Below are 12,466 nucleotides of genomic sequence, written 5' to 3' on the forward strand. Positions count from 1 at the left end.
GTGGGGTGGGTCAGGGGGTGGTGGCGAGCAGGAGGGGACGGAGGGCGGCGACGATGGGCGCGTCGGCGGGGAGCCAGGTGACGGTGTCCAGCTCGGCGGCGGAGAGCCAGCGCATCGCGGAGTGCTCCAGCGCTCTGGGCTCGTCACCGTGCAGCAGCCGGGCGGTGTACACCTTGAGCACCGAGCGGCCGTGGGCCATCCGCACGTCGCGGCCGACCCGCTCGCCGATCTCGACGCGTACGGCCAGTTCCTCGGCGCACTCGCGGACCAGGGCCGCGACCTCGCTCTCGCCCGGCTCGACCTTGCCGCCGGGGAACTCGTACATCCCGGCCACCTCGGGCGGGGCGGACCGCGCGCAGGCCAGCACCCGCCCACCGGCGAGGATCGCCGCCCCGACGATCACCCTCGGCTCGCGCCGCTCGGCCTGTCCGTTTCCGCCTACCCGTTCGGTCCGCACGGGCGTCCAGCGTGCCAGATCAATCGTCGGTTTGGGTACCGTCCCCGACCGGTAGGTCAGCAGAACACGGAAGTGTGGGCGTGGACACACCGAATGTCTCCCGACAGACTGGGAAACATCACGAGGACACGGGACGGCGACGATTTGGCCACAAGCCGGCAACGACGCCTGGGAGGTGCGGTGATGCGCGCGCTGTTCAGCAGCCGGGCGAAGCACGACTACCTCAGCGACGCGCTGACCCTCCTGCGCGGGTGGACCCGCGAGGGTGAGCAGATCCGACGCACGCTGGTCATGGACGACACCCAGCACGCGGCGCTGACCGAGCGGGTGAAGGTGGTCGCGGACGCGCTGCGGCTGCGTCCCGAGATCAGCCGGCGCGACCGCGAGACGCAGATCCGGGTCGGGCACGGCGACGGCGAGCCGCTCACCGAGGGCGAGGTCCTGCTGGCCGCCCGTATCGAGGACGCGTACCGGGCAGTCACCGAGCACTGAGCGGCGTCGGGCACTGCCGCGCCCGCGTGGCAGGTGTCCATCGTCGGCCCCCGTCCCGCCCCGACCGGTCGACCGGTCGACGTCTCCTCAGCCTAAAGGTCCCGCCGGACGTCAACCGTCACCGGAACGTCCGGTGCCGGCCGTTCGAGTGGTCACCCCATGACGTTACGTGTCCCTCCGGTCCGCCCGCTCCGGCAGGCGGGGCCCGGTCGGGTCAGCGGGCCTGTTCGCCCTGCGTCGTGGAGAGCCCCAGGGCCCGGCGTACGGCCAGCTCGGTCTGCGGGTCGCGGCGCTGCTCGGCCTGCGCCACCAGGCGGAGCATCTGGTCCCGGTCGGGGGCCTTCTCCGCGTCCCGCCAGGCGACCGCCGCCCCCTGCGCCTGGGCGACCAGCTTGCCGATCGGCTCCTGGGCCTGCGCCGGCCAGGTCCCGCCGCTGAGCGCCAGCCACATGCCGGCGTGCGCGGAGGCCGTCCGCTGCACCATCGTGCGCAGCTCGGCCGGCGGGGCGGTCGGCCCCTGGGCGGCGAGGACGTTGCGGGCCTCGTCGAAGTCGCGCACCGCCATCAGATACGCGAGCTGCTCGGGGCGCAGCACGGTGGCGTCCTGCCGCAGCGGCCGGGTCAACGGGCTCCCGCCGGCCGCGAGATAGCAGGTGATCTGCGGGTCGGTCCCCCACTCGACCCGCGACGGCACGTACCAGCGCAGCCGCACCTCGGCCGGGATCGAGAGCGGGTCGAGCACGTAGCTGCGCTGCTGCCGCCGGCACGCGCTCTCCGCCCGGGCCGAGAGCGCGGCCGTGCCCGGGTACGCCTCGTCGGCGTACCGCTCGTAGCCGGGCAGGCGGTCGACCAGCTCCGCGTCGTGCGGCTCGGTGCACGGCACCTCGGTGACCTCGTCAGGTGCGGCGCGCGTACCCGAGGGGATGTCCTCGACGCGGAAGCAGTCCCCGATCCGCAGCCCTCGGACGCCCGACTCCGGCTCGGGCCGGGACGGGGGCACCGTGAGGACCAGGACCAGCACCAGCGCCCACACACCGAAGAGCACCAGGCCGGCGACGGCGAACCCTCGCCCCCGCTCCCCGGTCCGACGGATCCGGCGTAGCGCGAACACCGCGAGGACCGCCCCGAGCACCCCGCCGAGCAGGCCGAGGACGAAGGCGGCGATCGCGAGCCGGTTCGTCCGCCCCTGTTGCGCCCCGGAGCCGGCCCACGGCTCCCACCCGTCGTCGGCCGTCTCCAGCACCCCCGGGAGCAGGGGTCGCCTCGGCCTGTGGTCGTCCGCGGTCATGTCCCGTTCCTTCCCCCGAGTCCTCGGTGCGGCGTGCAGATTAGCCGACAGCGGCTCCGCCGTGGACCGTCGTGCCTGGCGCGTGCTTCCTACCGTGGGCTCCATGGCCAATGCGACGTACGACCGCAAGGAGCAGTTCCAACAGATCCAGAGCGGACTGCTCGACGGAGAGCAGATCATCGCCGTCTACGACGCCGTCGGCACCGGCACCGGCTTCATCGGACTGACCGACCGCCGGGTGATCATCCAGGACCGGTCCTTCATCGGCAAGCGGTACGCGATCACCAGCATCCCGTACGCGAAGATCACCAGCGTGAGCGTGGTCAGCAACAAGTCGTGGGGCGGGTCCTTCTTCTCCACCGGGGCGATCGCGATCCACGTCGGCACGCACACGTACGAGGTGGAGTTCCGGGGCGCGCAGAAGAGCCACCACGTGCACAACGTGATCCTCCACTACATCTCCTGACTGCAGCGGCAGTGGCGCGGGGCAGTGGCGCTGTGCCGGGCGCATCGCGCCGGGGCGCATCGCCCGCCGGCCGCACTCCGGCCGCCCTCCGGGCCGCGTCCGTTCGGGCGCCGGAGACCGGAGGGGTGGTGAGACGCTACAGACCTGATGGCACAGATGGATCGGACCGACGACCGGCGAGATTGGCGGTCCGGGGCAGCGGCCGGCGATCCATCTACGCCATCAGGTTGGTAGCGTCCGACAGGTGGCGGGAGCGCCCGCGCGGAGCCCCGACGGCGGCACGGTGGATCGCGTCCGCAACGCGGGCGACGGGCCCCACCGACGGGCAGGTCAGCGCCAGGCAGGGCGACACCAGGCAGGTCAGCGCCGGGCGGGCCGGCGGGAGCAGGGGCCGTCGTGGTCGGCCCGGAGCAGGCAGCGCCGGCCGCCGGGCATCCGCAGGTCGCAGAAGACCCGATGGCGTACGCCCTGCTCGTCCTCGGCCGACACGGTGGTCTCCCCCGGGTCGGCCGGGGTGAGCACGCTCGCCCAGCGGGCCACCACCCGGGCGAGCCGGACCGCGCCGGCCAGGTCCACGGCGCGCATTGGCAGGTGTATGACGAAACGCTCCCGATCCACCATCAGCGCCGGTCCGCGTCGGCCCGCCGCGCCTGCTCGGACTGCCAGCGGCGCAACGCGTCCTTGATCCGTGCGGTCTCCAGCCGGCTCTCCCGCAGCGCCTGGTAGACCGTGTCGAGGTCACCGGCCACCCGGTCGAGGAAGAGTTGCACCTCCTCCGGGTCGAGGCCGCGCCGGCCGTACCCGGTCAGCCGGAACCGTCGCTGCCGCACCTGCCAGGGCAGCAGCGGGACGTACGACGAGGAGCGGTAGTTGCCGCCGGGCCGGCAGGCTGCCTCCGGCCGCCGGTTGCGGCCACGCCGTCGGAACAGGACACGCACGCTCGTCCACCTCTCCGTTCTCAGGGCATTGGAAGGGGTGGCCGCAACCGCCCGCCGCGCACGGGCGGACCACCCCGCCCTGCCACCGCAGCTCCGATCAGCGGTACGACAGCAGGGCCGCTCGATGGCGATGTCTCTCGAACGTTTCCGCCCGAGCACCGAACGTCACTGCGACTATACGGTCAGGGGCACAGGGGCACAACCACTCCGGGCGACGGGGGAACAAGGCTTTTCCGCATGACTATCGATCCGCGCTCGCACACGCCGGTCTACGTGCAGCTCGCCGACCTCCTGCGTGAGCGGATCGAGGCCGGCGAGCTGGCACCCGGCTCGGCGTTGCCCAGCGAGGCGCGGATGACGCAGGAATACGGTGTCGGCCGCGAGGCGGTCCGGATGTCGATCTCACTGCTCCGGTCGGAGGGCCTGGTCAACACCGTGCGCGGGCACGGCACCTACGTCCGCGAGCTGCCGCAGCGGCGGCAGGTGGAGGTGCCGCCGGGGGCATCGGTCGTCGCGCGGATGCCCAGCGGCAGGGAGCGTCGGGCGATGCAGCTCGACGAGGGCGTACCCGTGCTGGAGATCCGCGACGCCAAGGGTGACGTCGAGGTCCTGGCCGGCGACGAGGTCGAACTGACCCGCCCGGCCTGAGAATTGCCCGCGCGAGAACTACTCGCCGACCGGGCCGCCGGCCAGCTCCGCCACGATGTCCAGGTGCCCGACGTGGCGGGCGTACTCCTGCACGAGGTGGAACAGCACCCGCTCCAGCGACGCCGGGTCGGCACCGTCCCAGCGCTCGCCGGGTGCCCCGATCGCGCTGAGTTCACTGCCCTCCACCACCGCCCGCGTGTGCCTGCCCTGGGCACGCAGCGCGGCCAGCAGGTCCTCCCGGGTCTCCTCCGGCGCGACGTACCACCGGTCGTCGCGCCGGTCACCCCACGGGTCGCCGACGTCGCGCCCCTGGAAACCCCACTCGATCCAGCGCAGCTCCACGTACCGCAGGTGCTTGACCAGCTCCAGCGGGGTCCATCCGGAGGGCAGCGCGCTGCGGCGTACGTCGTCCTCGGTCAGCGCGGACACCTTCGCCACCACGCTCTCCCGGAAGTAGTCGAGGTACCGCAGGAACACCTCGGTACGCCCTGCGGCCGGGACAGTGGGCGAAGGAAACTGCAGCGTCATCCCGTCATTGTCCGGCGGATGCCCGACGACCGCGACAGGGCCAGCCCTCAACGCCGCCCCTCAGGCAACCGGCAGAAGGCCACGTAGCTTGTCGATGGCGGAACCGCTGCTCGTCCACGACGGTCAGCATGCCGGAGGGTGTCCTCCGGAAGCCACTCTGCAGGCGGGAGTCAGACGTTGAAGCGGAACTCGACCAGACTGCGTCGCCGATCAACAAACGTGACACACCTGCGCCGTCGCCGGAGAAAGCCCACCTACAGCCCGATGGCCCGAACCCGCTGCCCGCACAGCTTGACGATGTCATCGACATCGGATGTCAGGACCGCCACCGGCGCGGGTAGTCGCAACGCCACCTCGGCGACCATGGCATCTATGGCGTACTTGTGCCCATGAAGCCCCGCCGCTTTCAGCAGCCCCGCACTGCGGCGGGCGCTTTCCTTCGTCACCGCCTCCACCCGGATCCGGGACAGCAGCCAGGTCAACCGCGCGACGTCCACGCCGGAGTGGGAGACCTCGATGATCGTGGCGGCCGACATGGCAAGATCGACTCCATCACGCTCCGCCTGCTCCAGCAGTCGCATCACCTTGCGGTCCCGTTCGATCCACATTGTGAAGCCTTGCGAGTCGAGCACCAGCGACTCAAGGCTCACGCCGCACGCCCGATCTCCTCGGCCCCGTGCAGGAGCGCCCGAGCCTCGGCCATCTCCTCGTCAGTGAACGTCCCAAACTCGCCCTGGTAGCGATCCAACTCCTCTCGGAGAAGTCTGCGCCGCTCGGCCCGCTCGGCCAGCTCGGTGAGGTAGCCGGAGACGTTGTCGGTGTGTGTCTTCATGCTCTCCAGCAACTCTGCCGGCAGCGTGATCGTGACCTTCTTCGTCCTCGCCATCCTGCGACCATACCATGGTGTTACCACTGCTGAGCGAACCCGATCCAAGCCTGACGCGCATGCCCTGACCAGGATTGACCGCCCAGGACCTGCGCGCGGAAAGCTATGCGGGTTCGCACCAACGCCGACTACGAGCGGCGACCCGAGGCGGCAGACGTTGGACCGAAATCAGACGTTGAACCTGAACTCCACCACGTCGCCGTCCTGCATGACGTACTCCTTGCCCTCGATCCGGACCTTGCCGGCAGCCTTCGCCGCCGCCATCGATCCGGCCTCGACCAGGTCGTGGAAGGAGACCACCTCGGCCTTGATGAAGCCGCGCTGGAAGTCGCTGTGGATGACCCCCGCGGCCTCCGGCGCGGTCGCGCCGACCGGGATGGTCCAGGCGCGCGCCTCCTTGGGGCCCGCCGTCAGGTACGTCTGGAGGCCGAGCGTGCGGAAGCCGACCCGGACGAGCTGGTCCAGGCCGGGCTCGTGCTGCCCGATGGACTCCAGCAGCTCGCGGGCCTCCTCCTCGGGCAGGTCCACCAGCTCGGACTCGATCTTGGCGTCCATGAAGACGGCCTCGGCGGGGGCGACCAGCGCGCGCAGCTCGTCGAGGAACTCTTCGTTGGCCAGCTCGGCCTCGTCGACGTTGAAGACGTACAGGAACGGCTTGGTGGTGAGCAGGTGCAGCTCGCGCAGGTGCTCCAGCTCGATCTTCGCGGCGGCGGCCCCGGCGTACAGGGTGGTGCCGCCGTCGAGCACCTCGACGGCGGCCTTGGCGGCGGCGACCGCGGCGGCCCGGTCCTTGCGGAGCTTGGCCTCCTTCTCCAGCCGGGGCAGCGCCTTCTCCAGGGTCTGCAGGTCGGCCAGGATCAGCTCGGTGTTGATCGTCTCGATGTCGTCGGCCGGGGAGACCTTGCCGTCGACGTGCACCACGTTCGGGTCGGAGAAGGCGCGCACCACCTGGCAGATCGCCGAGGCGTCGCGGATGTTCGCCAGGAAGGCGTTGCCCCGGCCCTGCCCCTTGGAGGCGCCGCGCACCAGGCCGGCGATGTCGACGAACGACACCGGCGCGGGCAGCACCTTCTGCGAGGAGAAGATCTCGGCGAGCTTGGCCAGCCGCTCGTCCGGCAGCCCGACGACGCCGACGTTGGGCTCGATCGTGGCGAACGGGTAGTTCGCCGCGAGCACGTCGTTCTTGGTCAGCGCGTTGAACAGGGTGCTCTTGCCGACGTTGGGCAGGCCGACGATGCCGATGGAGAGACTCACGACGGGCCAGCTTACGCGCTTCGCCGCCGGCACCGGGCAGCCAGCCCCGCCGCACGCCGGAAACAGCCGGGTACGGCTGATCGTGGCGCGTACCGGATGGTGGTCAGCCGGCCTCGGCGGCGGCCAGGAGGGTACGGAGCAGGTCGCCCAGGCGTCGCCGGTCGTCGGGCGGCAGCGCGTCGAGGATGCGCCGCTGCACCTCCAGCCCGGCCTCGGCGGCATCCTCCACCGCGCGGCGGCCGGCGTCGGTCAGGGTGACCCGCAGCCCCCGCCGGTCGGCCGGGTCGGGGGTGCGGCGGACCAGCCCGGCCCGCTCCAGCCGGTCGAGCCGGCCGGTCATCCCGCCGGAGGTGAGCATCAGCGAGGCGGTCAGCTCCTTCGGGGCCAGCGTGTACGGTTCGCCGCTGCGGCGCAGCGCGGCCAGCACGTCGAACTCGCCCCGGCCGATGCCCCAGTCGGCGTACACCTTCTCCTGCGCGTCGCCGACGATGCGCGCCAGGCGGTAGATGCGGCCGAAGACGGCCATCGGCTCGGGCCGCATGCCGGCCCGCTCGCGCCGCCACTGCTCGACGATGACGTCGACGTCGTCCCGCTCGGTCACCCCCGGATTGTGCCGCACCTCGCACTTCCCGATTTTCCTCACCAGTGATTAGCTTAGCGCTAAGCTACTTAGCATCGAGAGAATCGAGCGCCCGATGAGCCGCCGCGGCACCGACATCGCGCTGACCGCCCTCGCCCCGGTCACCTGGGGCACCACCTACCTGGTCACCTCCGAACTGCTGCCGCCGGACCGGCCGCTCTGGTCAGGCGTGCTACGGGCGCTCCCCGCCGGGCTGCTGCTGCTCGCCGTCACCCGCCACCGACCACACGGCTCCTGGTGGTGGCGGGCCGCCGTGCTGGGCGCGCTGAACATCGGCGCGTTCTTCCCGCTGCTCTTCCTCGCCGCGTACCGGCTGCCGGGCGGCACCGCCGCCGTGCTCGGCGCGGCGCAGCCGCTGCTGGTCGCCGCGCTGACCGTCCTGGCGCTGCGCGACCGCCCGCACCGGCACACGCTGCTCGCCGCGCTCGCCGCCCCGCTCGGCGTCGCCCTGGTCGTACTGCGGCCGGATGCCGGCACCGACCCGCTCGGCGTCGCCGCCGGACTCACCGCCACCGCCGCGATGGCCACCGGACTGGTCCTCACCCGCCGCTGGGGACGCCCGGCCGGCGTCGGCACCCTCGCCGTGACGAGCTGGCAGCTCACCGCCGGTGGCCTGCTGGTCGTACCGCTCGCGGCCGCGGTCGAGGGAACGCCGCCCGCCCCGGACGGGCCGGCCCTGGCCGGGTACGCCTGGCTCGGGCTGGCCGGCACCGCGCTGGCGTACGCGCTCTGGTTCCGGGGCGCCGGACGGCTGCCGCTGACCCAGGTCTCGGTGCTCGGGGCGCTGAGCCCGCTGACCGCCGCCGCCCTGGGCTGGATCGTGCTCGGGCAGGCGCTGGACGCGACCCAGCTCACCGGCTTCGCCCTCGCGGTGGGCGCGATGGTGGTCGCCCAACTCCCGGCCCGGCCCGCGCCCACTCGACCAGGGAACCGCCCGAGCGCCGCTCAACCGGCCAGCCGCCGGCCCGCTGCTCAGCCGGCCAGCCGCCAGTCCGCGCCGATCGCGTCGGCCTCGGGCAACGCCCCGTCGGGCAGGTCGGCGGCGGCCGCCAGCGGCAGGGTGAACCGGTGCGCGGCGGCCGGCCCGGCAGCGTACGACTCGCCGAGCATCCAGCGCACCTCGTCGACCGTCCAGCCCAGCCCGCGCCGCCCGGCGATGTCGCGGACCAGTCTCAGGCCGGGTCGGGTGTCGTCGTCGTAGAAGCGCATGCACCAGTGGTGCGCCCACATACCCAGCGCGCGCAGCGCCACCGGGTCGAGCGAACCGGCCAGCCGCCCGCACGCCGTCTCGGCGAAGGGCCGCCCCGGATCACCGACCCGGTCCCGCTCGATCGCCCCGTACGCCGCCGGCGCGACCGCCCGCATCCGGTCGTAGAAGCCCTGCACCACCGCGCCGTCGAGCCGCGCCCGCCCCGACCGCATCAGCGGGCACCCCGCCCGGCCACGCCCACCATCGCCCCCGCACCCTTTCTGGAGTTGGTGGCGGGACGGTACCGGCCACCACCGACACTTTCCCGCCCCGAATTCGTTGCGCCACAACGGAAAGCCGCCCCCACCTGGGACATCAGAAATTTGGGCGAGCGCGGAGACGGGGAAGGCGGACGGACGACCGACGTGGGCGTACCGTCAGGTCCGATTCCCGCGCGCCACCGGCCCTGAGCTGCGGGCATCATCGGTGGCGTGGAGTTGGACTTCGAACGGTGCTACCGGGCCGTGGACAGCCGCGACCAGCGCTTCGACGGCTGGTTCTACACCGGCGTGACCTCGACCGGGATCTACTGCCGGCCGTCCTGCCCGGCGATGACGCCGAAGCGGCAGAACGTCCGGTTCTTCCCGTCCGCCGCCGCCGCGCAGGGCGCCGGGCTGCGGGCCTGCCGCCGCTGCCGCCCGGACGCCGCACCCGGCTCACCGCAGTGGGACGTCCGGGCCGACGTGGTGGGGCGGGCGATGCGGCTGATCGCCGACGGGGTGGTCGACCGGGACGGCGTGCCGGGGCTGGCCGGGCGGCTCGGCTACACCGAACGGCACCTGCACCGGATGCTCCGCGCCGAACTGGGCGCCGGCCCGCTGGCGCTGGCCCGGGCACAACGCGCGCAGACCGCCCGCACGCTGATCGAGACGACCGGGCTGGGGATGGCGGAGATCGCCTTCGCGGCCGGCTTCGGCAGCGTGCGGCAGTTCAACGACACCGTCCGCGAGGTCTACGGCACCGCTCCGTCCGAGCTGCGCATGCTGCGAGGACGCCGTCCGGCGACCGGTGGCGCGGGGACGATCACACTGCGGCTGGCGTACCGGCCACCGCTGCACGCCGCCGCGCTGCTGGACTTCCTGGCCGTCCGCGCGCTGCCCGGCGTGGAGAAGGTGCACGACGGGACGTACCGCCGGGGGTTGCGGCTGCCGCACGGCGCGGCGGATGTGGCGCTCACCCCGGTGGACGGCCACGTCGCCGCGACGTTGCGGCTGGCCGACATGCGGGACCTGGCCCCGGCGGTGGCCCGCTGCCGCCGCCTGCTCGACCTCGATGCCGACCCGGAGGCCGTGGACGCCACCCTCGCCGCCGATCCCGCGCTCGCCCCGGCGGTCCGCGCCGAGCCGGGGGTACGTCTGCCCCGCGCCGTCGACGGCTTCGAGATGGCCGTCCGCGCGATCGTCGGCCAGCAGGTCTCCGTCCGCTCCGCCCGCACCACCCTCACCCGCCTCCTCCAGACCACCACCCCCACCCCCACCCCCGACCCCGACCCCCGCCTCCGCCCTGTTGATCAAGAAGTTTTGGTCGATGAGAGCGCTTTCCCAATCCGCAAACCCCTTGATCAACGAGACAAGGGGCCGGACGAGGGGCAGGACGAGGGACGGGGCGGGGCGGGCGGTGGGTTGCGGGGGTTCCTGGGGGCCGAGGAGGTGGTGGGGTTGCCGGAGGGGGCGTTCGGGATGCCCGCCGGGCGGCGAGAGACGCTGCGGGCGCTGGCGCGGGCGGTCGCCGACGGGGAGATCGTGCTCGACCCGGGTGGAGACCGGGAGGAGACCGTGCGGCGGCTGCTCGCGATACCCGGGATCGGGGCGTGGACCGCAGGCTACGTGGCGATGCGCGCGCTCGGCGACCCGGACGTATTCCTCCCCACCGACCTCGCGGTACGCCGGGGCGGCGCCGCCCTCGGCCTGCCCGCCGACCCGACGACCCTCGACCCGTACGCCGACCGCTGGCGCCCCTGGCGCTCGTACGCGGTGATCCGACTCTGGAGAGCAGCATGACCATCGACAGCACCGTCATCGACACCCCCACCGGCCCGCTCAGCGTCCTGGCCGGCCCCGACGGGGCGGTACGCGCCGCCGGCTTCACGCCGGACCCCGCGACCCTGCTCCCCCTCGTCCACCCGAGCATGCGCGGCGAGATCCGCCACCGGGCGGACCTCGGGCCGGTCAGCCGGGCCGTCGCGTCCTACCTGGACGGCGACCTCACCGCGATCGACGGGGTGCCGGTGCAGCAGCACACCGGCGGCGTGTTCATGGCGCACGCCTGGGCGGTGCTGCGTGACGTGAAGCCCGGTGAGCCGGTGACGTACACCGGTTTCGCGGCGCTGGCCGGGCGGCCCGCCGCGGTCCGCGCCGCCGCCGCGGCCTGCGCCCGTAACGCCGCCGCCCTCTTCGTCCCCTGCCACCGGGTGCTGCGCACCGACGGCACGCTCGGCGGCTACCGCTGGGGCCTGGCCGTGAAGACCTGGCTGCTCGGCCACGAACGGGCACAGTGACGGCAAGCTGACACCGGCAGCGCTCCCGAATGACGCCACCGTCGGGTAGTGCCCGCGCAGCGCGACGGCGACCCCGGTGAACGGGTCGACGGCCGCCCACGCCCGCTGCGCAACCTCTGGCGGCTGCACCCTACCTGCGCCCGTACGCGGCCGAGTTCTGCTGGCTGCTGCTGGCGGCCACCGCGGCCAGCCTGGCCGTCCCGCTGGTGACGCAGCGGGTGGTCGACGGGCCGGTCGCCGACGGCGACGTGGCCGGCCTGGTCCGCCTCGGCGGCCTGGCCCTGCTGCTCGGGCTCGCCGAGCCGATGCAGGAGCTGAGCCGGTTCTACAACTCGTTGCAGTCGGCGACGGCGGCGCTGGAGAAGCTGGCCGGGGTGCTGGACGAAGAGCCCGGGGTGCCCGAGCCGGCCCGGCCGGTGCCGCTGCCGTCCGGGCCGGGCCGAGGGGCGGTGGAGTTCCGGTCCGTCTCCTTCGGCTACCGCACCGGCACGCCGATCCTCACCACGCTGGACCTGCGGGTGCCGGCCGGGCAGACGGTGGCGCTGATCGGCCCGACCGGTGCCGGCAAGTCCACCGTCGCCAAGCTGCTGGCCCGCTTCCACGACCCGGACAGCGGCACGGTGGAGCTGGACGGGTCGACCTGCGCGACCTGGCCGACGCCGAGCTGCGCCGCGCGGTGGTGCTGGTGACCCAGGAGAACCACCTGTTCAGCGGCACGGTGGCAGAGAACATCCGGTTCGGCCGTCCCACCGCCGACGACGCGGCGGTGCAGGCCGCCGCGCGGGCCATCGGCGCGCACGACTTCATCGCCGCCCTCCCCGACGGGTACGCCACCGAGGTGCACCGGCGCGGCGGCCGGCTCTCCGCCGGGCAGCGACAGCTCGTCGCGTTCGCCCGCGCGTTCCTGGCCGCCCCCGGGTGCTGATCCTCGACGCCGGCCGGGTGGTGGAGGACGGCCCGCCGGCCGGGCTCGCCACCACCGACGGCCGGTACGCCGCCCTGCACCGGCAGTGGCGCGACTCCCTCGTCTAGGACACCGTCCGGGCTCGACCACGGTCCCCGGTGGAGCGCGGCCTCCGGTTAGACTGCCGCTCGTCGATCGGTTCAGCCGTCAGCCGGGGTG

The 12,466-nt window shown here is 73.3% G+C and carries 15 protein-coding genes and 2 pseudogenes; 7 read left to right on the forward strand and 10 right to left on the reverse strand.

Annotated elements, in window-relative coordinates; genetic code table 11:
* Positions 1–10 precede the first annotated feature (10 nt).
* Complete coding sequence (locus GA0070560_RS00960) at positions 11–403, reverse strand: (deoxy)nucleoside triphosphate pyrophosphohydrolase (protein WP_425412592.1); 393 nt, start codon at positions 401–403, stop codon at positions 11–13.
* A 237-nt stretch (positions 404–640) separates the two neighbouring features.
* On the opposite strand from GA0070560_RS00960, the gene GA0070560_RS00965 reads away from it, so the two are divergent.
* Positions 641–949 (forward strand): 4a-hydroxytetrahydrobiopterin dehydratase, encoded by a 309-nt coding sequence (locus GA0070560_RS00965; protein ID WP_091290064.1) that lies wholly within the window; start codon positions 641–643, stop codon positions 947–949.
* Positions 950–1,163: 214 nt separating this feature from the next.
* On the opposite strand, the gene GA0070560_RS00970 is transcribed toward GA0070560_RS00965, so the two are convergent.
* Positions 1,164–2,237, reverse strand: coding sequence for a DUF4190 domain-containing protein (locus GA0070560_RS00970; RefSeq protein ID WP_170839234.1), 1,074 nt, complete (start codon positions 2,235–2,237; stop codon positions 1,164–1,166).
* Between the two features lie 103 nt (positions 2,238–2,340).
* On the opposite strand from GA0070560_RS00970, the gene GA0070560_RS00975 reads away from it, so the two are divergent.
* On the forward strand, positions 2,341–2,703 hold the full coding sequence (locus GA0070560_RS00975; RefSeq protein ID WP_091290839.1) for a PH domain-containing protein: 363 nt from the start codon (positions 2,341–2,343) through the stop codon (positions 2,701–2,703).
* A 360-nt stretch (positions 2,704–3,063) separates the two neighbouring features.
* Here GA0070560_RS00975 and GA0070560_RS00980 read toward each other — a convergent pair whose 3' ends face one another.
* Positions 3,064–3,324 carry a hypothetical protein gene (locus GA0070560_RS00980; RefSeq protein WP_091290069.1) on the reverse strand — a complete coding sequence of 87 codons (261 nt, stop codon included), beginning with the start codon at positions 3,322–3,324 and terminating at the stop codon, positions 3,064–3,066.
* Positions 3,324–3,641, reverse strand: a complete 318-nt coding sequence (locus tag GA0070560_RS00985) for a DivIVA domain-containing protein (protein WP_091290071.1) — start codon at positions 3,639–3,641, stop codon at positions 3,324–3,326. The genes GA0070560_RS00980 and GA0070560_RS00985 overlap by 1 nt, the downstream gene beginning before the upstream one ends.
* A 237-nt stretch (positions 3,642–3,878) precedes the next feature.
* On the opposite strand from GA0070560_RS00985, the gene GA0070560_RS00990 reads away from it, so the two are divergent.
* On the forward strand, positions 3,879–4,289 hold the full coding sequence (locus GA0070560_RS00990; protein WP_091290074.1) for a GntR family transcriptional regulator: 411 nt from the start codon (positions 3,879–3,881) through the stop codon (positions 4,287–4,289).
* Between the two features lie 18 nt (positions 4,290–4,307).
* Here GA0070560_RS00990 and GA0070560_RS00995 read toward each other — a convergent pair whose 3' ends face one another.
* From GA0070560_RS00995 to GA0070560_RS01015, 5 genes are all read right to left on the reverse strand, one after another.
* Positions 4,308–4,817 (reverse strand): DinB family protein, encoded by a 510-nt coding sequence (locus tag GA0070560_RS00995; RefSeq protein ID WP_091290076.1) that lies wholly within the window; start codon positions 4,815–4,817, stop codon positions 4,308–4,310.
* A 254-nt stretch (positions 4,818–5,071) separates the two neighbouring features.
* Positions 5,072–5,467: a PIN domain-containing protein gene (locus GA0070560_RS01000; RefSeq protein ID WP_211565722.1), complete on the reverse strand. Its 396-nt coding sequence runs from the start codon at positions 5,465–5,467 to the stop codon at positions 5,072–5,074.
* A complete protein-coding gene (locus tag GA0070560_RS01005; protein WP_091290079.1) occupies positions 5,464–5,703 on the reverse strand; it encodes a hypothetical protein in 240 nt (79 codons plus the stop codon). Before GA0070560_RS01005 ends, GA0070560_RS01000 begins: the two co-directional genes overlap by 4 nt.
* Positions 5,704–5,871: 168 nt before the next feature.
* The gene (gene ychF / locus GA0070560_RS01010; protein ID WP_091290081.1) at positions 5,872–6,957 is read right to left on the reverse strand and encodes a redox-regulated ATPase YchF; all 1,086 of its coding nucleotides are present in this window, start codon (positions 6,955–6,957) and stop codon (positions 5,872–5,874) included.
* A 103-nt stretch (positions 6,958–7,060) separates the two neighbouring features.
* Positions 7,061–7,558 carry a MarR family winged helix-turn-helix transcriptional regulator gene (locus tag GA0070560_RS01015; protein WP_245675304.1) on the reverse strand — a complete coding sequence of 166 codons (498 nt, stop codon included), beginning with the start codon at positions 7,556–7,558 and terminating at the stop codon, positions 7,061–7,063.
* A gap of 94 nt (positions 7,559–7,652) precedes the next feature.
* Between GA0070560_RS01015 and GA0070560_RS01020 the strand changes: the two are divergent.
* Positions 7,653–8,474, forward strand: a pseudogene (locus tag GA0070560_RS01020) (EamA family transporter); the annotation flags it as partial.
* Positions 8,475–8,569: 95 nt separating this feature from the next.
* On the opposite strand, the gene GA0070560_RS29250 reads toward GA0070560_RS01020, so the two are convergent.
* Positions 8,570–9,019: a hypothetical protein gene (locus tag GA0070560_RS29250; RefSeq protein ID WP_245675305.1), complete on the reverse strand. Its 450-nt coding sequence runs from the start codon at positions 9,017–9,019 to the stop codon at positions 8,570–8,572.
* A gap of 258 nt (positions 9,020–9,277) precedes the next feature.
* Here GA0070560_RS29250 and GA0070560_RS01025 point away from each other — a divergent pair, with 258 nt between their 5' ends.
* The 3 genes and pseudogenes from GA0070560_RS01025 to GA0070560_RS01035 form a co-directional block, all read left to right on the forward strand.
* Complete coding sequence (locus tag GA0070560_RS01025; RefSeq protein ID WP_091290087.1) at positions 9,278–10,846, forward strand: DNA-3-methyladenine glycosylase 2 family protein; 1,569 nt, start codon at positions 9,278–9,280, stop codon at positions 10,844–10,846.
* The gene (locus tag GA0070560_RS01030) at positions 10,843–11,343 is read left to right on the forward strand and encodes a methylated-DNA--[protein]-cysteine S-methyltransferase (protein ID WP_091290090.1); all 501 of its coding nucleotides are present in this window, start codon (positions 10,843–10,845) and stop codon (positions 11,341–11,343) included. Before GA0070560_RS01025 ends, GA0070560_RS01030 begins: the two co-directional genes overlap by 4 nt.
* Before the next feature lie 215 nt (positions 11,344–11,558).
* Positions 11,559–12,375 (forward strand): annotated as a pseudogene (locus GA0070560_RS01035) (ABC transporter ATP-binding protein); the annotation flags it as partial.
* Positions 12,376–12,466: the final 91 nt, after the last annotated feature.

This window comes from Micromonospora halophytica, assembly GCF_900090245.1.
Taxonomy (GTDB): domain Bacteria; phylum Actinomycetota; class Actinomycetes; order Mycobacteriales; family Micromonosporaceae; genus Micromonospora; species Micromonospora halophytica.